This window comes from Streptomyces sp. NBC_00775 (assembly GCF_036347135.1).
In the GTDB taxonomy this organism is placed as follows: Bacteria; Actinomycetota; Actinomycetes; order Streptomycetales; family Streptomycetaceae; genus Streptomyces; species Streptomyces lutosisoli.
Window position 1 is genome coordinate 1,191,501 of the sequence record NZ_CP108938.1, and the last position, 20,073, is coordinate 1,211,573.

The window sequence follows — 20,073 nt, forward strand, 5'->3', positions numbered from 1 at the left end:
GTGAGCACGGCATGACATATTCCGCTACCGTCCACGCGTGAAGAGCTCTCGCGGCGGTGAAGTGATCGTGGTCGGCAGCGGTGTCATCGGCCTGACAACGGCCGTTGTCCTGGCCGAGGCGGGAAGGCGGGTACGCGTGTGGGCGCGGGAGCCCGCCGAGCGGACCACCTCGGCGGTTGCCGGCGCGCTGTGGTGGCCGTACCACATCGAGCCCGAGGCGCTGGCCGGAGAATGGGCCATCCAATCACTCTCCGTGTACGAGGAGTTGGCGGCCCGGCCCGACGAGACGGGCGTACGCGTGGTCGAGGGCGTACAGGGCGAGACACGGCTGGACGCGCTGGGCCCGTGGGCCGCCCGGGCGCCGGGGCTGCGAGCGGCGACGGACGAGGAGTACGCGGGAACGGGTCTGTGGGCGCGGCTGCCACTGATCGACATGCCGGTGCATCTGCGGTGGCTGCGCGAGCGCCTCCTGCGGGCAGGGGCGACGATCGAGGAGCGCACGGTGACGGACCTCGCGGAGGCCGAGGCGCCGGTCGTGGTCAACTGCACTGGGCTGGGCGCCCGCGAGCTCATACCCGATCCGGCCGTACGGCCCGTGCGCGGACAGCTCGTGATCGTGGAGAACCCCGGGATCCGCACCTGGCTCGTCACGACGGACTCGGACGCCGGGACGACCACATACGTCTTCCCGCATCCGGACCGGCTGGTCCTGGGCGGCACGACCGACGACGGCGCATGGTCGCTGACACCCGACCCGGCGGTGGCGGCGGAGATCGTCAAGCGATGCGCGGCGCTCTGTCCGGAGATCGCCGGGGCGCGCGTGCTCGACCACCGCGTGGGGCTGCGGCCGGTGCGCGACACGGTCCGGCTGGAGCGCGAAGTGCTGCCGGACGGACGGGTGCTGGTGCACAACTACGGTCATGGCGGTGCGGGCGTCACGGTGGCATGGGGGTGCGCGCGGGAGGCGGCCGAGCTCGCCCGCCCGGCCACCTCCGCCTGAGTAACCGTCCTCAGCAGGCACTCTCGGGCTCCCCGGCCGTGAGGTGGTACGGCGCGCGCTCGTCGAGGAGCAGCGGGACGAGGGCGCGCAGGGACTGACGCAGGGGTACGAGAACGCCGTCACCGTCGCCGTCCGGTCGTACGCGCACGCCGTGCAGGGCGAGTTCGTCGCTCACGTCCGCGTACTGGTCCGCCGTGAGCCGGTAGCCGCAGGGCGGGTCCTGGATCACCTCGGCGGGTTCGGCGGGGTCGTTGTCGGCGCCGCCGAGGTAGACCGGGCCGATGTCGCGGTAGCCCGCGAGCCGGGCCGCGCTCGTGGCGGCCGCGACCTGTCCGCCGCGTTCGCCCGCGAAGCCGAACAGGCCGCCCAGCGCGGCCAGTTGGGAATGGACGCGACGCCGGTTGTTGAGCGTCTGATCGGCCTTCTCGGCGTCCGTCATCGGATCGACGCGGCTCTCGATGAGCAGTCCGGCCGCGTGTTTGACGCCTGACATGTTCCGCAGGATGCGCTCCTGCCCGTCGCCGGCCGTCTGTTTGACCGGGTCGCCGGTCACGGGGTCGGTCCAGATGCCGTACGTGCCCGTCGAGTACCCCGACTCCTGGGCGGCGGGCCGTACGTAGTCCCTCGACAGGGTCTCCGCCTCGTCGTGCACGGCCGTGTCCGTGTTGAGGTTGCGCGGCCAGAGGTCGAAGAGGTCCTTGTCGTAGTACTTGGGTGTGGCGCCGTACTCGTGCAGGTCGTAGACGACGTCGGGCTCACGGTCGCGCAGGACCGTGGCCATCGCGCGGGCCTCGGCCGTCCTGAGGGCGAGGTGGTCGCGGTTGATGTCGACGCCGTCGCCGTTCTCCCGGGTGTCGGCGGCGCGGCCGTCGGGGTTGGCGGTGGGGACGACGAGCACGGTGGTGCTCTTCAGCAGGTGCCGGGTGCGCCGGTCCTTCGCGTACGCCAGGTCGCGGATGGTCGTGAGACAGGCTTCGCGGCCGGACGGCTCGTCGCCGTGCTGGCTGCACACAAGGAGCACGGTGGTGGCCGTGCGGTGGGTGCCGATCCGGACGAGCTGGAGGGGGCGGCCCTGCTTCGTGATGCCGATCCGGGCCACGGACACCTGGTCGCTCGCCTTGTCGACGGCGGCCAGGAAGTCCTGTTCTTCGGGCTCGCTGGTCCAGCGTGCGCCGTCGGTCCGCTCGAATCCGGTGCGCGGCGGGGTCTGTGTCGCGTACGCCGGTGCTGTCGTCAGGGGCGCGGCCAAGGCCGTGGCGGAGACCGCCACGGCCAGGGCGCGGATGCGTAAGGGGATCAACGGGTCTCCCCCGGGACCCGGACGGCGGTGCGCGGATCGCGTACGCCGTCGAGGACGGAGGCGGTCGGCGTCGCGGCCGAGCCCGCCGTCGCCCTCGTGAAGGAGTCGGCGCCGCCGACCAGCGGGACGCGGGCCGACGTACGGGACAGGTCGAGCGTCAGGGTCGGCGTGCTCGACGGAGGATCGATGAGGTCCTTGTCGGTGCCCGCGACGATCAGCGCGAGCCGGTGGCCCTTGGGGACGACGTGGTCGGTGGCGGCCAGGTCGAGGGTGATGGTGTACGCCGTGCCGGGGGTGAGCGGGACGCCCTTCAGGTCCGAGGCGTAGGTGCCGAGGTCGGCCCAGCCGCGGCTGAAGACGTTGTAGTCGACGTCGGTCTTGTTCGCCTGCGTCTCCTTGAAGCAGGGGCTGTCGCCGGTCGTGCTCGCGCCCCAGCAGGTGCGGTCGGTGAGCGTGGTGATGCCCTCGCCGGAGGCGGCGTAGTCGCGGATGGTGTCCGGGCCGAGGTCGACGAGTACCGCGGAGAGATGGGCCGTCGAGGTCGTCGGGGTGGCGGTGACGGTCACCTTGGAGGAGCCGGACAGCCGCAGGTCGTGCGCGAGCGGCTTGGTGACGAAGCCCGCCTTGTCGGGGGTCGACCGGTCGATGTGCGCGGCCCAGTCGGTCTCGCTCAGCTGCGGGTCGTCGGTGAACGTCTCGGTGCCGGAGCCGGTACGGAGGCCGAGGGTGCCGACGCCGGCTGCGGTGCCCGTGCCCGGGCGGAGGGTCGTCGTCGCGGTGGTGCGGGGCGGCCAGACGCTGGAGGTGACCCACTGGTCGGGGTGGCGCTCGATGTCGGCCATGGGCTCGTCGTCGATGCCGTTGTCGTAGCCGAGGAGTTCGTGGTCGAACCAGCGGTGCAGGGTGTCGACCCATGCGGCGCGGCGGAAGTCGAAGGGGTCGACGTGGCCGGTCTGGGAGAGCCAGATCTTGCGCTCGACGCCGTTCTTGGCGAGGGCGCTCCACCACTGGCCGAAGTTCTTGGTGCGGACGTTGAGGTCCTGCGTGCCGTGGACGAGGAAGACGCTGGCCTTGACCTTGCTCGCGTCCTTCACGTAGTCGCGCTCGGTCCACAGCGACGTCCAGTCGCCGGTGCGCGGCGCCTCGTCGACGAGCTTCCGCTGGACGGCGGCGCACTTGGCGCGGGCGTCCGGGCTGTCGACGTAGTCGGAGAGCCAGTCGGGGCCGGAGTCGTAGAGCGGGGCGCCCTTGGCGAAGTAGTAGTCGTACCAGGAGGAGATGGCGCTGATGGGCACGATGGTCTTCAGGCCCTTGACCCCGGTGGCCGCGACGCCGTTGGCGATGGTGCCGTCCCAGCTCTTGCCGATCATGCCGGTCTTGCCGTTGGTCCAGGTCGCCTTGGCCGCGGCGCCGCCGGTGCGGGTGGTGTAGCCCTTGGCCCGGCCGTTCAGCCAGTCGACGACCGCCTTCGCGGACTGGACGTCGGAGCGGCCGCCCACGTCCACGCAGCCGTCGGAGCGGCTGGTTCCGGCCAGGTCGACGCCGACGAAGGCGTAGCCGCGCGGCACGAAGTAGTTGTCGTAGAACAGCGGCATCTGGACGACGTCGCCGTTCGCGTCGTACGTCTTCTTCTGGCCTTCGTTGCCACGTCCACAGCAGGAGTAGTAGGGGCTGGCGTCCATGATCACGGGTATTTTGCGGCCCTGCTGGGCGAGTTCGCGGGGCCGGACGATGTCGACGGCCACACGGTCGGTCTTTCCGTCGCCGTCGCCGTCGAGGCCGGTGTCCACCCAGACGGATTCACGGATCGCGTTCTCGTACGAGTAGACCGGGGTGCTCTCCCGTGGGGCGCCGTGTGCGGCGACAGGGGTGAGGAAGGCGGCCATCAGGGCGGCTGTGGCCGCCGTCGCGAGCGATCTCCAGGTCGTGAAGCGCCTGCGGCGCGATGGTATCGGCATGCGCGGAAGGTACCCCGGTCAACTCCCGCACAAAAGAGGGTCTGTGAAAGGACTGTGGGGCTCGATCACTCATGTCGGCCGAATGGCGATCGTGTGACAGGGGTGGCCGTGGACATGACCGGGGCCACAGGGACTGAATAGGCTCCGGACAGACTTCATGCCCCTACCACTTGGAGCTTGACGTGCACCGCAGACTCATCGCCCCGGGCGCGCTCGCGGCCTCCCTCCTGCTGGCGATCCCGGCATCGGCGGCCAGTTACTCCCCCGGGGCGCCGGGCATCGGCGACCCTTACTACCCGGCCTACGGAAACGGCGGCTACGACGTCTCGCACTACGATCTGCGGCTCAAGTACCAGCCGCAGACGGACGAGTTGGAGGGCACGGCGACCCTCCTGGCCACCACCACGCAGGATCTTTCGCGGTTCGATCTGGACTTCCTGCTCGATGTGAGCGAGGTGCGGGTCAATGGCGCGAAGGCGTCGTTCGCGACCTCGGGTCAGCACGAGCTGGAGATCACTCCGGCGAACCCGCTGCCCAAGGGCACACCGATCACGGTCGTCGTCCGCTACAGCGGGGTGCCGTCCACGAAGAGCGCGTACGGCTTCTCGACCTGGCACCGCACTCCGGACGGGGCGGTCGCGGCGGACGAGCCCGAGGCGGCGTGGTGGTGGTTCCCGAGCAATGACCATCCGCTCGACAAGGCCACGTACGACGTGTCGGTGGCCGTCCCGGACGGCACCCAGGCCATCTCCAACGGCACGCTCCAGTCGACGAGTTCACGGCTCGGCTGGACCCGCTACAACTGGCGCTCCAACAAGCCGCAGGCCACGTATCTCGCCACGCTCGCGGTCGGCAAGTTCGACATCACGACCGGGCAGACGTCCGACGGCGTCCCGGTCATCAACGCGTACAGCAAGGACCTGGGCGACAACGACGGGGCGGCGCGGGCGAGCGTCGAGCGGACCGGGGAGATCGTCGACTGGCTGACCGGGTACTTCGGCCCCTACCCCTTCGACTCGGTCGGCGGATACGTCCCGAACACCACCACCGGGTACGCGCTGGAGACGCAGACCCGGGTGTTCTACAGCCCGCGGCAGTTCGCGAACGGCTCCAACACCTCGGTCGTGGTTCATGAGTTGACGCATCAGTGGTACGGCGACGACGTGTCGTTGAAGGGCTGGAAGGACATCTGGATCAATGAGGGCTTCGCGCGGTACGCGCAGTGGCTCTGGTCGGAGCACGAGGGCGAGGGGACGACGCAGGAGCTCGCGGACTACGTGTACGCGTCGCATCCGGCCGACGACACCTTCTGGACGGTGAAGCCCGGCGACCCCGGTCCGGACGACCAGTTCGACATCGCGGTCTACGACCGGGGCGCGCTGGCGGTCCAGGCGCTGCGCAACGCGGTCGGGGACGACGCGTTCTTCGCCATCCTGAAGGGGTGGCCGAAGGATCACGCGTACGGGAACGCGTCGGTCGGCGACTTCCAGAAGTACGCCGAGCAGGTGTCCGGCACGTCGCTCGCCTCGCTCTTCGACACCTGGCTGTTCCAGCCGTCGAAGCCGGCGGCACCCGCGGCGCAGGGCGCGTCGATCGCTCGGAGCTCGGCGAAGGCGGGGGCTCCTTCCCGGCCGAAGTCGTGGAAGAAGATCGAGGCGACGAACGACCTGCACGCCGGGTAGAGGACGGCAGGGCGGCCCGGGGGTACGACCACCCCGGGCCGCCTAGTGCGTCACGGACGCCGACTCCAACTCGGCTACCCGGGTGAGGAGTTCCTCCCTGCCGATCGCGTCGGTCCGCGTCGACGGCACGGTGCAGGCATGGGCACCGGCCACCGTGCCGTAGAGGGCGCAGCGCTTCGGCGGCTCACCGTTCAGCCGGCCGAGGAGGAAGCCGGCCGCGAAGGCGTCGCCGGCCCCGTTCGTGTCCACCACCGGCGTGCGGGGCACGACCGCCGGGATGTGGGTCATCTCGTCGTCGGCCAGCAGGTACGCGCCGTCGGCTCCGGCCGTGGCGACGACCACCTCGGCCCGGCCCCGCTCGACGATCCGGCGCATCGTCCGCTCCGGGTCCGTCAGGGCGGTGGCGGACAGGAACACGACGTCGGCGGCGTGGGCGAACGGCTCGTGATAGGGGTTGGCGCCGTCCCAGTCGTGCAGGTCGGTCGAGAGGGTCACCCCGGCCTCCCGCAGCGCCGGCAGGGCGAAGGCGCAGGGGTAGGTGATGGAGACGTGCGCATGGCGGCTTGCCCTGGCCAGCGCCCGGACCTTCTCCTCGGGCAGCCGGTCCGATTCCCGCGAGCGGCTCTCGTCGTACAGCGACAACCGGCGCCCGTCGGGGCCCACGAGGTTGACCGCGCGCTTGGTGCCGCCGGGCTGGAGGACGTCGGTGAGCGCGATGCCCCGGTCGCGGTGCAGTGCGCGGACCAGCTCGCCCTCGTGGTCGTCGCCGATCAGGTCGAGGTGGTGGGTGCGCAGGCCGAGAGCGTGCACGCCGAGCGCGACGAAGTCCCCGGTCTGGCCCGCGCGGGTCTCGATCCCGGGCCTGATCATGTAGCTGTCGGCGAACGGGAGCGGCAGTTCGGGGACGTGGACGATCGTGTCCACGCCCGCGCCGCCGAGTACGAGGACGTCGATATCGCGGCTCATGGCTCTTCCTCTCGGCCCGTCTCCGGTCCTCTCGGATCCCCTCGGATGCGAGCCGTGAGTCAAGCAGGCTCCGCCGGTCACCGCAAGGACTTGCGGAATTTTCCGCAAGTCCTTTCATCCGCCTGCCCGTTGGGCCGCGACGCCTCCTGCGGTGCGCGTACTGCGGCCGCAGGTCAGTCCCCGTGGTCGTACACCGTGACCGCCACCCCCCGCTTCACCAGCCGCTCGATGATGAGCGGCTCCACGCGTGACCACTTGCCGCCCGCGAGGCCGCAGCCGATGCGGGGCATATGGACGGAGGCGCCGAGCTCGGCGGCCTTGTCGGCGAGCCGTCCGAGTGCCGTGTCGATGGCCTCATAGCGCACGGGAACCCCCTTGCTGCCCGTGCGTATGCCTCGCTGCCCCACCAGGTTCGCCACCCACACGTACCGGTCGACCTGGACGAACTGGGCGGCGCCCAGGCCGAAGTCGTTGTGCGCGCGGTCCCGGTGCCAGGCGCGGTACGCCGCCTCCGGCTCCGGCCAGCGGCGGGAGACGGCGAGCACGAAGCCCTTCCCCCATCCCCCGATGTCGTTGCAGACATGGGCGATCACCTTGACGCCCTTGCCCAACGGAACGGTGGCGTCACCCCGGACGTACGTGATCTCCGACATGACGCCACGGTAGGCGCTGCCACTGACAGTTGCCTGTGACCTGCTGGGCGGACGCTTTCACAACTCCGGTGGGACAGCAATACTGTTGCACCGCGTCGCCACCGGGCCCGGAGGGCGGACGCGGCACGACCCGGAGAGGCGAGGACCTGCCATGACGACGGACACCGAGGAGCCGACGCTCACGGTCGACGAGCTGGCCGCGCGGGCGGGTGTCACGGTCCGTACGGTCCGCTTCTACAGCGCCAGGGGCCTGCTGCCGCCGCCCGTCATCGGTCCCCGGCGCGTCGGCCACTACAGCCAGGAGCACCTGGCCCGGCTCGCGCTCATCGAGGAGTTGCAGCACCAGGGCATGACGCTCGCCGCGATCGAGCGCCATCTGACGCAGCTGCCGCCCGGCCTGAGCGCCCACGACCTCGCCATCCACCGTGCCGTCGTGGCCTCCTGGGCGCCCGACGCGGCCCAGGACGTGACGCGCGAGGAGCTGGAGCGGCGGGCCGGGCGCTCCCTGGGCGATGAGGATCTGGAACGGCTGGCCGCGATGAACGTCATCGAGCGGACCGCGGACTCCTTCCGTGTGGACCCGGGGCTGCTGCGGCTCGGCGTACAGCTCCTCGACGTACCGCTCGCGCACGAGACGATCCTCGCGGCGCGGACCGTGCTGCTGGAGCACTCGCGCGCGGCGGCCCACGAGTTGTCCACGCTGCTGCGTGACGCGGTGGGCGGGCGGGAGTCCGTGGCGGCGGTGAAGTCGCTGTCGGCGCACATGCAGCCGCTGGTGGTGCAGGCGCTGCTGACCACGTTCCAGCGCTCGCTCAAGGAGGAACTGCGGGAGTGGCTCAAGGAGTCCTGAGCCACTCCACCCGCCCTACGCCATCACGTCCTAGGAGACCTTGAGCCCCGCCGCCGACGCCGTGGGCGTCTCGCCGGCCACGACCTGCCTCAGCCGCTCGGCGTACATGCGCGCGAGACCGGCCAGCGCGTCGGAGGCGCCCGCGTTCGCGAAGTCGGTGTCGTCACGGTAGTCCAGGGTGCCGATGAACTTCCCCTGGAGGATCACCGTCTCCCGGACGTTCGCGTCGGAGGCGGACTTGAACTGGAACGTGACGCTTCCGGCGTCGTAGGTCGCCGCGTCGAGCACCTGGTACTTGCTCGCGCTGTTGCGGATGTGGTTGTCCCAGGAACCGAAGGCCTTCTTCGCGGCCCGCGCGTTGCTGTACACGATGACCTCGAAGCTGGTGATGTCGGTGCCTCTGTACCCGACGTCACCGTGCGCCACGGTGTTCTTGCACTTCGAGGACGGTTCCTTGCAGCTCGTGGGGGCCTTGGCGCGGCTGGAGAGCGGTGAGGTGACGGTGCGCAGCGCGGTGGGCATGCTGTCGGTGGGCGGCAGCACGGACTGCGCCTGCCGGGCGCCGCTCAGCGAGCCGCCGCTCTTGTTGCCCGATCCGCCGCTCGTCCCGCCGACGGTGCGGCTGCGGGAGGTGGATGACTTCCCCCGGCTCTTCTTCTTGCTCTTCTTGCCCTGGCATCCCGTGAGCGCGAGCGACAGGACGAGAACACCGACTCCGGCTCCTCGCAGCACTCGCTTGGTGGTGCACCGCACGTACGGCCCCTCCGTTGGCGTGATCATGATCTACGGCAGCGTAGGACGTGGGAGGGGCTCATCCGGTTGCGTCGCCGCGGTATGTACAGGAAACCCTCACAAGTAGGCCGATCCGCCCGCCACGTTGAGGGTCTGACCGGTCAGGAAACCGCTGCCCGGGTCCACCACGTACAGGAGGGTGGAGACGAGGTCGGACGGCTCCTGGGTCCTCGGTACGGCCTGCTGGTCGCGGACGTGCTCGAAGCCGCCGTCCGCGCCGACGGTCCGCTCGGCGGTGGCGGTGCGCACCATGCTCGGCGCGATGGCGTTGACGGTGATGTCGTACGGCCCCAGCGCGGACGCCAGTGCGCGCGTGAAGCCGATCAGGCCCGCCTTCGAGGAGACGTAGGCGACCATCGTGGGCGGGGCGGTGAGGACGGCCGCCGAGGTGATGTTCACGATCCGCCCCCAGCCGGCCGCCTTGAGATACGGCAGGACGGCGCGGGTCACCAGGAACGGCGCTTCCAGGTTTACGCGCATGATCCGCCGCCAGTCCTCGGGAGTGGTGTCCTCGAAGGGCAACTCCGGGTAGACACCGGCGTTGTTGACGAGCACGTGCAGGGTCCCGAACCGGTCGATGACGCGCTGCAGTGCCGCCCCGATCTGTTCCTCGTCGGTGACGTCGGCGATCAACTCCACATAGTCCAGCACCCGCTTGGCCGTCTCGGGCTGCGGGACGAGATCGATCCCGGCGACCCGGTAGCCGCGCCCGGCGAGCGCGACGGCGAATTCCTGCCCGAGGCCCTGTGCCGCTCCGGTCACCAGGGCGGTACGTGTCTCCATGGGCCGAGTGTGAGGACCCGCCAGTCGCCCGGCAAGAGCGCATTTCACTCGCTGGAACGGGCCTGTTGCCGTGGGCGTTCGCGAGGCCCACGCTGCGGGGCGACCGCCCAGCGTCAGCCGTACCGGGAGCCGTGCCCGATGACCGAGACCGAGCGTGCCGTGGACGACACCGAGCGCGCCCGCGAACAGGGCGGCGGACGACGGCAGTTCGGGTCGATCCCGAGGCGGCTGACCCATATGGTGCTCGCGCGGCGGCTGATCAGGGACGAGCTGGGCGTGCTGATCGTGCTCGGGCTGCTGATCGCCGGCATCGGCATCCCGTACCCCGACTTCCTCGACAGCGACAACCTGCTCACCACCGCCCACAACTCCGTCTACATCTCGCTGATGGCGTGCGGGATGGTCTTCGCGCTCGCCATGCGCGAGGTCGATCTGTCCGTCGGCGGCACCTACGCGATGTGTCTGGTCGTCGGGGCCCTGCTGGTGCGGGACGGTACGCCGCCCTGGCTGGCGGTCCCGGTGATGCTGGTCACCGGGATCGTCCTCGGTGTCTTCAACGCGCTGGTCACGACGTTGCTCGCGCTGCCGTCGTTCATCGTGACGCTGGGCACGCTGATGCTCTTCCGGGGCGTCGGGCTCGCGCTCGCCGACGGCAAGCAGATCACCGATCTGCCGCTCGACGACTCGTTCTTCACCTTCGCGGGCGGCGACGCGGCGGGGGTTCCGTTCGCGCTGTGGGTGCTGCTGGCCGTGGTCGTGGTGCTGGCGGTCGTGCTGACCCGGACGCGTTTCGGGGCGCGGGTGCGGGCGATCGGGTCCAACCCCGACGCCGCCGCGTTCAGCGGCATCCCCGTCGTCCGCACCCGTGTCCAGGCGCTCGCCCTGTCCGGACTGACCACGGCCTGCGCGGCGGCGCTCGCGCTCGCCTTCTACGGGGCCGGTGACCCGACGCTGGGCCAGGGCTACGAGTTGCAGGCCATCGCCGCGTGCATCATCGGCGGCACCCCGCTCGCGGGCGGACGCGGCTCGGTGGTCGGGGCGGTGGCCGGAGCGATGATCCTGTCCGTGGTCGCCTCCGGGCTCGTGTTCTTCGAAGTACCCATCAACTGGACGTCGTTCGCGACGGGCGGGGTGATCCTCGTCGCGGTCGCGGCGGACAGCGCGCTGCGCCGTACGGGGCGCCGACGCCACTGAAGTCCCCTTGGACCGCAGCCTGTTCAGCTGTTCAGAGCCTGTTTGGAGGCCGTGATGCACCCCCGATTGCGTACGCTGCTGGCCGTGCCCGCCGCGCTGGCCCTCCTCGCTGCCGCCGGCTGCGGCAGCGGCAACGGCTCCGACGGCAAGAACGGCAAGCTCGACATGGGTATCGCCGTGGCCAACATCAGCCTGAACTTCGCCCACGAGATGGTCCTCGGCGCCGAGAGCGCCGCGAGCCACGAGGGGAACGTGAACTTCAAGGCGGTCGGCCCGCCCAACACGGACGGACCTGCCGAGGTGCAGCTCTTCCAGAACCTGACCGCCCGCGCCAAGGACGGCATCGTCCTGGAGAACCTCGACCCGCCGATCTTCACCCGGCCCGCCGCACGCGCCGTCGACCAGGGCATCCCCATCGTCGCCCTGGACACCTCGCCGACCGACGGCAGCAAGGTCGGCTTCTACGTGGGCAACGACAACTACGCGCTCGGCGAGCTGATGGCGAAGGAGGCGCTGAAGCGGCTGGGCAGCGTCCCGAAGGGACAGATCGTCATCGGCGTACCCAACCCCGGGACGCCGGTGCTGGACAACCGGGCCAAGGGCATCGCGGACACCTTCAAGAAGCAGGCCCCGAACGTCGAGGTCCTCGGCCCCTTCCAGACGTACAGCGATCCCGGACAGAACTACAGCTCCTGGTCGGCGCAGGTGAACGCGCACCCCAAGGCGCTCGCCTTCCTCGGTGTCGGTGACGCCGACAGCTACAACCTCGCGAAGATCAAGAAGGCCGAGAAGGGCACCTGGCTCACGGCCGGCTTCGACGTCGACCCGAAGACCCTCGACGCGGTCAAGGACGGCTCGAACTTCGTCACCATCGACCCCCAGCACTTCCTCAAGGGCTATCTCTCCACGGCGATGCTGATCGAGGCCGTACGCGACAACGACGGCAAGCTGCTCAAGGGCTGGTTCCTGTCCCCGGGCGGAGTCGTGGACCAGTCCAACATCGACGAGATCATCACCCGGCAGAAGTCCCCGAAAGCGGCGTACGACTGGTACAAACCGACCCTCGACAAGCTGCTCGGAGACCAGAAGGCCCAGCTCAAGCCCTTGAAGGACGCACGCTGAGATGAGTGACGGCGACATGCTCGCGGCACGGGGCCTGGTCAAGTCGTACGGCGGGGTCAGGGCCCTGGACGGAGCGGGCATCAGTCTGCGCGGCGGCGAGGTCCACGCGCTGGTCGGCGAGAACGGCGCGGGCAAGTCGACGCTCGTACGGATCCTGTCGGGCACGGTGGCTCCCGACGACGGCACGGTACTGCTCGCGAAGGAGGCGCGGGCAGATGGAATCGCTGTCGTCTCCCAGGAGTTGAGCCTCTTCCCCGACCTCACCGTCCGCGAGAACCTCTACCCCTACCGCCCGCCACGCCGCTTCGGCCTGCTCGACCGGGGCGCCATGGACCGCGCCGCCCGCCCGGTCCTCGCCGAACTCGGCCTCGACGTCGACCCCGGCACGCTCCTCGGCGAACTCCCCTTGGCCGACCAGCAGTTGACGGAGATCGCGCGGGCGCTGCTGCGGCGGCCCAAGATCCTGGTGCTCGACGAGCCGACCTCCGCGCTGCCGGGCGCCGCCGTGGACCGCCTCGAACAGGTGCTGCGCACCCTCACCGGGCAGGGCATCGCCGTTCTGTACGTCACCCACTTCCTGGAGGAGGTGATGCGCTTCGCGCAGCGGGTGACCGTGCTGCGGGACGGGCGGGTCGCGCTGGCCGGGGCGCGACGGGAGGACGTCGACGTGCCGGAGCTGGTCACGGCGATGCTGGGCGGCCGGCCTCCGCAGCCCGTACGCCGTGCACGCGCCGTCGCGGAAGGCCCACCGCCGGTGGTGCTGTCCGAGGTGAGCGTGCCCGGGCGGCTCGCCGACGTCACCTTCACCGTGCGCGCCGGCGAGGTGGTCGGGGTCGCCGGGCTCCAAGGGGCGGGCCATCTCGCCGCGTTGGAGGTGGTGTGCGGGCGTACGGCGATCTCGGCGGGGCGCGTCGACGTGGGCGGGCGGGGGCTGCCGCGCTCCCTGCGCGCCGCCGTCCGCGCGGGCGTCGCGTTCGTCCCCAGCGATCGCAAACGGTACGGGCTGATGGCCGAGCGCATGGTGTGGGAGAACGCGACCGCGGTGAGCTGGCTGGCCCTGGGGCGCGGCGGCGTGCTGCCCTCACGCACCGAACTGGTGCGCCGAACCGCCGACTTGACCGACCGGCTGCGGCTGCGCGGCGGGCCCTACGACATCGTGGCCCGCCTCTCCGGCGGCAACCAGCAGAAGGTCGTCTTCGCCAAGTGGCTCGCCACCGAGCCGCGCATCGTCGTCCTCGACGATCCGACCCGGGGCGTCGACGTCGGCGTCCGCGCCGAAATGCATCGCATCGTCGGCGAGTTGGCCGCGGGCGGCGCGGCGGTCCTCATCGCCTCGACCGACCTCGCCGAGCTGACCGAGGTGTGCGATCGGGTGCTGGTGTTCGTGCGGGGGCGGATCGTGGGTGAGGTGCACGGGGAGCGGCTCACCGAGCATGCGTTGGCGGTGGCGGTGCAGTCGGGACTGACGCGACGGGGCTGACGAAGGGGTTTTCGCCCCCGCCGCCCCTACCCGTCCCATCCCCAGGGGCTCCGCCCCTTCGACCCCGGGAGCTTGTGCTTCGGCTGCGGGTGGGTGGGGGCTGGTGCAAAAGATTGCGCAGTTCCCCGCGCCCCTAAAAGGGGCGCGGGGAACTGCGCAATCTTTTTAGCGGGGGTCTGGGGGCGCAGCCCCCAGGGATGGGACGGGTAGGGGCGGCGGGGGCGAGGAAGGTCTGTTATGCCGACAGCGCGCGGGTCAGAGCCCGAGCCGCCGCACACACCCTCGCACCGATGCGGTCCACATCCAGACGACGCGTACCACCGGTGACCGAGATCGCGGCGACCGGCCGCGGCCCACGCCCCCGTTCGTACACGGCCGCGGCGACGGCCGAGACACCCACCTCGGCCTCCTCCAGATTCACCCCGTACCCGCGGGCGCGCGTCGCGGCAAGGTCGCGAGCGAGCTGCCCCGGCAGCACGAGGGTCCGCGGGGTGAGGCGGGGCAGGGTGAGATGCGGTGGCCGGGGATCGTGGGCGAGGAAGACCTTGCCGGTGGCCGTGCAGTGCGCGGGAAGCCGGCCCCCGGCGCGCGAGACGATCGGGGTGGCGCGACGGCCCGTGATCTTCTCCAGGAAGAGGGTGTCGGACCCGTCGGGCACGGCGAGGTGCACGTTCTCGTGGGTCTCCTCGTGCAGATCGCCGAGGTAGGGCAGCGCGGCGTCCCGCAACTCCCGTGCGGACGGCGCCGATTGACCGAGGACGAAGAGGGCGAGCCCGATCCGGTAGTGGCCTTCGGGCGTGCGCTCGACGAGCCCGAGCCGGACCAGCTCGCCGATCAGGCGGTGCGCGCTCGGTTTGGGCAGCCCGGTGCGCAGTGCAAGCTCGGCAAGGCTCAGCGCACCCTCGGACTCCCCGCAGGCACGCAGCAGCGCCGCCCCGCGCGCGAGCACCGACTTCGGCGCCGGACCGTCCGTCATGGACCGATGGTCGGGTGCCTGACGACGGTTGACAAGGTGCCGGTCACTGCGAGTCGGTCACCGCTGCCGAAGTGGTATGTCGAGCAGCAGGGGGCGCGTCAACTCCGCTGCTCCGGAGACGAGTTCACGCACATGGTCCGCGCTCCCCGCCCGCACCGCGTCGATCCCGAAGAACCGCGCCGCCTGAGTGAAGTCGAGTGCGCCGAGCTCCGTGCCGGGACAGGGTCCGTGGCCCCCCATCGCCTCGTAGGTGTCCTGAAGTGTGCGGTAGGCGCCGTTGCTCATCACCGCGAACAGCACCGGCACCGCGCAGCGCGCCGCACTCCACAGTCCCTGGAGGCCGAAGAGCGCGCACCCGTCCCCGAGGACGGCGACCACCGGCCGCCCGGGCTCGGCGAGCGCACGGCCGACGGCTGCCCCGATCCCCCAGCCGAGACCGCCGCCGACTGTGTGCGTATAGCTGCCGGGCCGGTCGAGGTGTACGAGCCGGCGCAGCAACAGGCCGACGGTGATGGCCTCTTCGACAACCGCGGCGTTCCGCGGTAGTCCGCGCGCCACGGCGTGGGCTGCGGCCCAGGGTGCGAGCGGCGCCGCGGAGTACGCGGCCCGGGCGGCGGCCTCGGTACGGCCGCGTTCGGCCGTGTGCCGCTCGCCCGCGCGCAGCACCCGCGCTTTCGCGGTGTGCGCGGGCACGCGTTCGCGCAGCAGCTCGGCGAGCCGGTCGAGCGAGGGGGCGAGGGCGCCGACGAGTCCGGTGTCGGCGGGGAAGTTGCGGCCGATCTCGTCGGGGTCCGAGTCGAGCTGGACGACGGTGAGGCCGGGCGGCAGCGCGGGGCCAGGGCTGTAGTGGTGCGGGGTGAACGCGTGTGCGCCCGCGATCAGCACGGTGTCGTACGGGGCGAGCGCGGTACGGATCGCGTCGTGGCGCGGCGGCAGCATGCCGGCGTACAGGGGGTGCGTGGTCGGGAAGTTCAGGCAGTCGGCCATCGGCTGGTGGTGCACGGGGGCGCCACAGGCCTCCGCCACGCGCGCCAGCGCCGGGACAGCGTTGTCGCGGCCCACTCCGTCCCCGGCGACGATGACGGGCCGGGCGGCCCCGCCGAGCAGGAAGGCGGCGCGCTCCAGACCAACGGCCGGCCCCGTACGCGGTGTTGGCGTAGGAGGCGGAACCTCGACCTCGGTGTCCTCGGTCAGCAGGTCCATCGGTACGGAGAGGAACACCGGGCCCGCGGGCGGCCGTACGGCGAGGGCGAAGGCGCGGCGGACGGCGAGCGGCAGGTCACGGGCGTGCTGGACATCGACGGCCGCCTTGACCGCCGGACGGGCCAGCCCGAGGAGGTCGCCCGACAGCATGGGGTCCTGCTGGAGGTGGCGGCGGTCCTGCTGGCCCGCCATCACCACCAAGGGGGTGCGTGAACGGCGGGCGTTGAGCAGGCCGATGAGCCCGTTGGCGAGCCCGGCCGCGATGTGCAGGCTGACGAAGGCGGGCCGCCCGGTCGCGCGGGCGTATCCGTCGGCCATGGAGACGACGGCGCCCTCGTGGATGCCGAGGACGTACTCGGGCGCGTCCTCGGCATCCACGAGGGCTGCCAGGAACGGCAGTTCGGTGGTGCCGGGGTTGCCGAAGACGCGGTCCACGCCCTCGCCGCGCAGGATGTCCAGCAGGGCGAGGGCGGGGCGGCGACCCATGGGAGCTCCTCGATGGGGACGAGAACCGGTTCGCGGGTCAGCGTCCGGTCCCGCCCCCCGAGGAGCAAGCCCTGCATGTCACTCAGCGATACGTGACCCCATACGGTTCAGCGGCAGTCCGCCGACCGGGTCACTTCGCGTCGCTGGGCGTCGCGCCCTACTTGTCGCTGAACTTCTCGCCCTTCTCCGCCTTCTCCACGAGCAGCGCGGGCGGCGTGAACCGCTCCCCGTAGCGCTCGGCGAGTTCACGCGCGCGTGCCACGAACCCGGGCAGCCCAGCACCTGCCCCGGCGCCGCCGTCGTACCCGTTGATGTACTGGAGGACACCGCCGGTCCAGCCGGGGAAGCCGATGCCGAAGATGGATCCGATGTTGGCGTCGGCGACGGAGGTCAGCACGCCTTCCTCCAGGAGCCGGACGGTGTCCAGCGCCTCGGAGAAGAGCATGCGCTCCTGCATGTCCGTGAAGGGGATCTCCTGGCCCGGCTTCGTGAAGTGCTCGCGCAGGCCCGGCCACAGCTTGCCGCGCTTGCCGTCCTCGCCGTACTCGTAGAAGCCCGCGCCTCCGCTGCGGCCGGTGCGGCCGAACTCGTCGACCATGCGGTCGATGACCGCCTCCGCCGGGTGCGTCTTCCAGGTGCCGCCCGCCTCCTCGACGGCCTGCTTGGACTCCTTGCGGATCTTGCGCGGCAGGGTGAGCGTGAGCTCGTCCATCAGGGAGAGGACCTTGGCGGGGTAGCCGGCCTGGGCGGCGGCCTGCTCGACGGACGCGGGCTCGATGCCCTCGCCGACCATGGCGACGCCCTCGTTGATGAAGTGCCCGATGACACGGGAGGTGAAGAAGCCGCGCGAGTCGTTGACGACGATCGGGGTCTTCTTGATCTGCCGTACCAGGTCGAAAGCGCGCGCCAGTGCCTCGTCGCCGGTGCGCTCGCCCTTGATGATCTCGACGAGCGGCATCTTGTCGACGGGCGAGAAGAAGTGCAGCCCGATGAAGTCGTTCTGCCGCTCCACGCCCTCGGCGAGCGCGGTGATCGGCAGGGTCGAGGTGTTGGAGCACAGCAGCGCGTCCGGCTCGACGATGCTCTGGATCTCCTGGAACACCTTGTGCTTGAGGGCCGTGTCCTCGAAGACGGCCTCGATCACGGCGTCGCAGCCGGCCAGGTCGTTCGGGTCGGCGGTGGGCGTGATGCGGGCGAGCAGCGCGTCGGCCTTCTCCCGGGTCACACGGCCCTGGGAGACGTGCTTGGCGCAGAGCTTCTCGGAGTAGGCCTTGCCCGTGGCCGCCGCGTCGGCCGACACATCCTTCAGGACGACCTCGAGGCCCCCGTGGGCGCACGAGTAGGCGATGCCCGCGCCCATCATCCCGGCGCCGAGGACGGCGACCTTGCGGACCTGGCGCGGCTCGATGCCCTGGGGCCGGTTGGCGCCGGAGTTGACCGCCTGGAGGTCGAAGAAGAACGCCTGGATCATGTTCTTCGAGGTCTGCCCGGTGACCAGCTCGGTGAAGTAGCGCGCCTCGATGATCAGCGCGGTCTCGAAGTCGACCTGGGAGCCTTCGACGGCCGCCGCCATGATGTTGCGCGGGGCCGGGTAGGGCGCGCCGTTCAGCTGCTTCCTCAGGTTGGCCGGGAAGGCGGGGAGGTTGGCGGCGAACTTCGGGTTCGACGGCGTACCGCCCGGGATCCGGTAGCCCGGCTTGTCCCAGGGCTGCTGCGACTCGGGGTTGGCGTCGATGAAGGCGCGCGCCTTGGCGAGCATCTCCTCGGGGGTGGCCGCCACTTCGTGGACGAGACCGTTCTCCAGGGCCCGCTGCGGCGAGTACTGGGTGCCCTGGAGCAGCACCTTCAGGAGGGCGTCCGTGATGCCCATCAGGCGGACGGTGCGGGTGACGCCGCCGCCGGCGGGCAGCAGGCCGAGGGTGACCTCGGGCAGGCCGATCTTGGAGCCGGGCGCGTCGAGGGCCACGCGGTGGTGGGAGGCGAGGGCGATCTCGTAACCGCCGCCGAGCGCCGCGCCGTTGATGGCGGCGACGACCGGCTTGCCGAGGGTCTCGATGCGGCGCAGGCAGGACTTGATGTCCGTACCGAACTCGAAGGCCTGCTGGGCGTCCTCCGGGCCGGCCTTGATCATGTCCTTGAGGTCGCCGCCCGCGAAGAAGGTCTTCTTGGCGGAGGCGTAGATGATGCCGCGGATGGAGTCCTTCTCGGCCTCGGCGCGGTCGGCGATCGCCGCGATCGAGTCCTTGAAGGCCTGGTTCATGGTGTTGGCGGACTGGTTGGGGTCGTCGAGGACGAGGGTGACGACGCCCGTCTCGTCCTGTTCCCAGCGGATGGTGGTGCTCTCGGTCATGAGGAGGGTCTCCGGTCTCCGTTGAAGTCTGATGGTCCGCTGGGGAGTTACAGGCGCTCGACGATGGTCGCGATGCCCATGCCGCCGCCCACGCACAGCGTGGCGAGGCCGTAGCGCTTGTCCTGGCGCTCCAGTTCGTCGATGAGGGAGCCGAGGATCATCGCGCCGGTGGCGCCGAGCGGGTGGCCGAGCGCGATGGCGCCGCCGTTGACGTTGACCTTGTCCAGGGACAGGCCCATGTCCCGCGCGTAGCGCAGGACGACGGCCGCGAAGGCTTCGTTGATCTCGACGAGGTCGATGTCGTCGATGGTCAGCCCGGCCTTGGCGAGCGCCTTGCGAGTCGCGGGCGCGGGGCCGGTGAGCATGATGGTGGGCTCGGAGCCGGAGACGGCCGCGGAGACGATCCGCGCGCGCGGAGTGAGGCCGTAGCGCTCGCCGACCTCCTTCGAGCCGATGGCAACGAGTGACGCGCCGTCCACGATGCCGGACGAGTTGCCCGCGTGGTGGACGTGGTCGATCTCCTCGACCCAGTGGTACTTCTGCAGGGCCACGGCGTCGAAGCCGCCCAGCTCGCCGATGTCGGCGAACGACGGCTTCAGCTTGGCGAGCGAGTCGGCGGTCGTGCCGGGGCGCATGTGCTCGTCGTGGTCGAGGACGACGAGTCCGCTGCGGTCCTTCACGGGGACGACGGACTTCTCGAAACGCCCGTCCTTCCAGGCGGCGGCAGCGCGCTCCTGGGACAGGGCCGCGTACTCGTCGACGTCACGCCGGGAGAAGCCCTCGATGGTGGCGATGAGGTCGGCGCCGATGCCCTGCGGTGCGAAGTTGGTGGCGATGTTGGTCATCGGGTCGGCGAACCAGGCGCCGCCGTCCGAGGCCATCGGCACCCGGGACATCGACTCGACGCCGCCCGCGAGCACCAGGTCCTCCCAGCCCGAACGGACCTTCATCGCCGCCATGTTGACGGCTTCCAGGCCCGAGGCACAGAAGCGGTTCTCCTGGACTCCCGCGACCGTGTCGGGCAGTCCGGCGGCGATCGCGGCGATCCGGGCGATGTCGGAGCCCTGGTCGCCGACCGGGCCCACGACGCCGAGCACGATGTCGTCGATGGCCGCCGGGTCGAGCCCGGGGAAGCGGCGCTGGATCTCGTGGATGAGTCCGACGACCAGGTCGATGGGCTTCGTGCCGTGCAGGGCGCCGTTCGCCTTGCCGCGGCCGCGCGGGGTGCGGATCGCGTCGTACACGTACGCTTCGGTGCTCACTGGTATGCCTTTCAGG

General features: G+C 70.9%; 16 protein-coding genes. 6 read left to right on the forward strand and 10 right to left on the reverse strand.

Annotated elements, in window-relative coordinates; all coding sequences use genetic code 11:
• Nucleotides 1-37 precede the first annotated feature (37 nt).
• The gene (locus tag OIC96_RS05560) at nt 38-1,000 is read left to right on the forward strand and encodes an FAD-dependent oxidoreductase (protein ID WP_330308990.1); all 963 of its coding nucleotides are present in this window, start codon (nt 38-40) and stop codon (nt 998-1,000) included.
• Between the two features lie 10 nt (nt 1,001-1,010).
• Here OIC96_RS05560 and OIC96_RS05565 read toward each other — a convergent pair whose 3' ends face one another.
• Nucleotides 1,011-2,297 (reverse strand): M14 family metallopeptidase, encoded by a 1,287-nt coding sequence (locus tag OIC96_RS05565; RefSeq protein ID WP_330310373.1) that lies wholly within the window; start codon nt 2,295-2,297, stop codon nt 1,011-1,013.
• Nucleotides 2,297-4,258: a Xaa-Pro dipeptidyl-peptidase gene (locus tag OIC96_RS05570; RefSeq protein ID WP_330308989.1), complete on the reverse strand. Its 1,962-nt coding sequence runs from the start codon at nt 4,256-4,258 to the stop codon at nt 2,297-2,299. The genes OIC96_RS05565 and OIC96_RS05570 overlap by 1 nt, the downstream gene beginning before the upstream one ends.
• Nucleotides 4,259-4,440: 182 nt before the next feature.
• Between OIC96_RS05570 and OIC96_RS05575 the strand changes: the two genes are divergently transcribed.
• A complete protein-coding gene (locus tag OIC96_RS05575; protein WP_330308988.1) occupies nt 4,441-5,940 on the forward strand; it encodes a M1 family metallopeptidase in 1,500 nt (499 codons plus the stop codon).
• Between the two features lie 42 nt (nt 5,941-5,982).
• Here OIC96_RS05575 and OIC96_RS05580 read toward each other — a convergent pair whose 3' ends face one another.
• A complete protein-coding gene (locus OIC96_RS05580; protein ID WP_330308987.1) occupies nt 5,983-6,906 on the reverse strand; it encodes an adenosine kinase in 924 nt (307 codons plus the stop codon).
• 173 nt (nt 6,907-7,079) lie between these two features.
• Nucleotides 7,080-7,559 carry a macro domain-containing protein gene (locus OIC96_RS05585; protein WP_330308986.1) on the reverse strand — a complete coding sequence of 160 codons (480 nt, stop codon included), beginning with the start codon at nt 7,557-7,559 and terminating at the stop codon, nt 7,080-7,082.
• A 151-nt stretch (nt 7,560-7,710) separates the two neighbouring features.
• Here OIC96_RS05585 and OIC96_RS05590 point away from each other — a divergent pair, with 151 nt between their 5' ends.
• The gene (locus OIC96_RS05590) at nt 7,711-8,409 is read left to right on the forward strand and encodes a MerR family transcriptional regulator (RefSeq protein ID WP_330308985.1); all 699 of its coding nucleotides are present in this window, start codon (nt 7,711-7,713) and stop codon (nt 8,407-8,409) included.
• Between the two features lie 30 nt (nt 8,410-8,439).
• Here the strand turns inward: OIC96_RS05590 and OIC96_RS05595 are convergent, their stop codons facing one another.
• Together OIC96_RS05595 and OIC96_RS05600 are read right to left on the reverse strand one after the other, a co-directional pair.
• Complete coding sequence (locus OIC96_RS05595) at nt 8,440-9,189, reverse strand: hypothetical protein (protein ID WP_330308984.1); 750 nt, start codon at nt 9,187-9,189, stop codon at nt 8,440-8,442.
• A 69-nt stretch (nt 9,190-9,258) separates the two neighbouring features.
• The gene (locus tag OIC96_RS05600; RefSeq protein WP_330308983.1) at nt 9,259-9,984 is read right to left on the reverse strand and encodes an SDR family NAD(P)-dependent oxidoreductase; all 726 of its coding nucleotides are present in this window, start codon (nt 9,982-9,984) and stop codon (nt 9,259-9,261) included.
• Between the two features lie 138 nt (nt 9,985-10,122).
• On the opposite strand from OIC96_RS05600, the gene OIC96_RS05605 reads away from it, so the two are divergent.
• From OIC96_RS05605 to OIC96_RS05615, 3 genes are read left to right on the forward strand one after another with little or no spacing between them, the layout of a single operon-like run.
• The gene (locus OIC96_RS05605) at nt 10,123-11,178 is read left to right on the forward strand and encodes an ABC transporter permease (protein WP_330308982.1); all 1,056 of its coding nucleotides are present in this window, start codon (nt 10,123-10,125) and stop codon (nt 11,176-11,178) included.
• 54 nt (nt 11,179-11,232) lie between these two features.
• On the forward strand, nt 11,233-12,300 hold the full coding sequence (locus tag OIC96_RS05610) for a sugar ABC transporter substrate-binding protein (RefSeq protein ID WP_330308981.1): 1,068 nt from the start codon (nt 11,233-11,235) through the stop codon (nt 12,298-12,300).
• A 1-nt stretch (nt 12,301) separates the two neighbouring features.
• On the forward strand, nt 12,302-13,780 hold the full coding sequence (locus OIC96_RS05615; RefSeq protein WP_330308980.1) for a sugar ABC transporter ATP-binding protein: 1,479 nt from the start codon (nt 12,302-12,304) through the stop codon (nt 13,778-13,780).
• 235 nt (nt 13,781-14,015) lie between these two features.
• Here the strand turns inward: OIC96_RS05615 and OIC96_RS05620 are convergent, their stop codons facing one another.
• The 4 genes from OIC96_RS05620 to OIC96_RS05635 all read right to left on the reverse strand — a co-directional run bounded on the left by OIC96_RS05620 (nt 14,016) and on the right by OIC96_RS05635 (nt 20,057).
• Entirely contained in the window at nt 14,016-14,756 is a 741-nt protein-coding gene (locus OIC96_RS05620) for an IclR family transcriptional regulator (protein WP_330308979.1), read from the reverse strand.
• 57 nt (nt 14,757-14,813) lie between these two features.
• A complete protein-coding gene (locus tag OIC96_RS05625) occupies nt 14,814-16,445 on the reverse strand; it encodes a thiamine pyrophosphate-binding protein (protein ID WP_330308978.1) in 1,632 nt (543 codons plus the stop codon).
• Between the two features lie 157 nt (nt 16,446-16,602).
• Nucleotides 16,603-18,795 carry a 3-hydroxyacyl-CoA dehydrogenase NAD-binding domain-containing protein gene (locus OIC96_RS05630; RefSeq protein WP_330308977.1) on the reverse strand — a complete coding sequence of 731 codons (2,193 nt, stop codon included), beginning with the start codon at nt 18,793-18,795 and terminating at the stop codon, nt 16,603-16,605.
• A gap of 47 nt (nt 18,796-18,842) precedes the next feature.
• Nucleotides 18,843-20,057 carry an acetyl-CoA C-acetyltransferase gene (locus OIC96_RS05635; protein WP_330308976.1) on the reverse strand — a complete coding sequence of 405 codons (1,215 nt, stop codon included), beginning with the start codon at nt 20,055-20,057 and terminating at the stop codon, nt 18,843-18,845.
• Nucleotides 20,058-20,073 lie beyond the last annotated feature (16 nt).

What these genes read in the sequence shown, in the direction of transcription:
- OIC96_RS05625 (WP_330308978.1), bottom strand. Translation starts at nt 16,445, where the DNA reads ATGGGTCGCCGCCCCGCCCTCGCCCTGCTGGACATCCTGCGCGGCGAG.
- OIC96_RS05600 (WP_330308983.1), bottom strand. Translation starts at nt 9,984, where the DNA reads ATGGAGACACGTACCGCCCTGGTGACCGGAGCGGCACAGGGCCTCGGG.
- OIC96_RS05585 (WP_330308986.1), bottom strand. Translation starts at nt 7,559, where the DNA reads ATGTCGGAGATCACGTACGTCCGGGGTGACGCCACCGTTCCGTTGGGC.
- OIC96_RS05630 (WP_330308977.1), bottom strand. Translation starts at nt 18,795, where the DNA reads ATGACCGAGAGCACCACCATCCGCTGGGAACAGGACGAGACGGGCGTC.
- OIC96_RS05620 (WP_330308979.1), bottom strand. Translation starts at nt 14,756, where the DNA reads ATGACGGACGGTCCGGCGCCGAAGTCGGTGCTCGCGCGCGGGGCGGCG.
- OIC96_RS05590 (WP_330308985.1), top strand. Translation starts at nt 7,711, where the DNA reads ATGACGACGGACACCGAGGAGCCGACGCTCACGGTCGACGAGCTGGCC.
- OIC96_RS05610 (WP_330308981.1), top strand. Translation starts at nt 11,233, where the DNA reads ATGCACCCCCGATTGCGTACGCTGCTGGCCGTGCCCGCCGCGCTGGCC.
- OIC96_RS05615 (WP_330308980.1), top strand. Translation starts at nt 12,302, where the DNA reads ATGAGTGACGGCGACATGCTCGCGGCACGGGGCCTGGTCAAGTCGTAC.
- OIC96_RS05605 (WP_330308982.1), top strand. Translation starts at nt 10,123, where the DNA reads ATGACCGAGACCGAGCGTGCCGTGGACGACACCGAGCGCGCCCGCGAA.
- OIC96_RS05570 (WP_330308989.1), bottom strand. Translation starts at nt 4,258, where the DNA reads ATGCCGATACCATCGCGCCGCAGGCGCTTCACGACCTGGAGATCGCTC.
- OIC96_RS05595 (WP_330308984.1), bottom strand. Translation starts at nt 9,189, where the DNA reads ATGATCACGCCAACGGAGGGGCCGTACGTGCGGTGCACCACCAAGCGA.
- OIC96_RS05580 (WP_330308987.1), bottom strand. Translation starts at nt 6,906, where the DNA reads ATGAGCCGCGATATCGACGTCCTCGTACTCGGCGGCGCGGGCGTGGAC.